Here is a 254-nt window from a genome sequence, read left to right as displayed (position 1 = left end):
TGAAGTCGTAACAAGGTAGCCGTAGGGGAACCTGCGGCTGGATCACCTCCTTAATCGACGACCGCAGCTGCTTCATGAGCTCCCACACGAATTGCTTGATTCATTGAAGAAGACGAAAGAAGCAGCCCGAAATTGGGTCTGTAGCTCAGTTGGTTAGAGCGCACCCCTGATAAGGGTGAGGTCGGCAGTTCGAATCTGCCCAGACCCACCAATTTTGTGTGGGAAACGCCTGTAGAAATACGGGGCCATAGCTC

At 52.8% G+C, this 254-nt stretch carries 1 tRNA gene and 1 rRNA gene; both read left to right on the top strand.

Features of this window, described 5'->3' with window-relative positions:
* Positions 1-53, top strand: a 16S ribosomal RNA gene (locus tag Q7F16_RS30185); the annotation flags it as partial.
* Between the two features lie 81 nt (positions 54-134).
* A tRNA-Ile gene (locus tag Q7F16_RS30180) sits at positions 135-211 on the top strand.
* The last annotated feature ends 43 nt before the right edge of the window (positions 212-254 follow it).

The organism is Pseudomonas sp. Lb2C2, from assembly GCF_052112205.1.
GTDB lineage: Bacteria > Pseudomonadota > Gammaproteobacteria > Pseudomonadales > Pseudomonadaceae > Aquipseudomonas > Aquipseudomonas kilonensis.
This window is presented reverse-complemented; position numbering and strand designations above follow the sequence as displayed.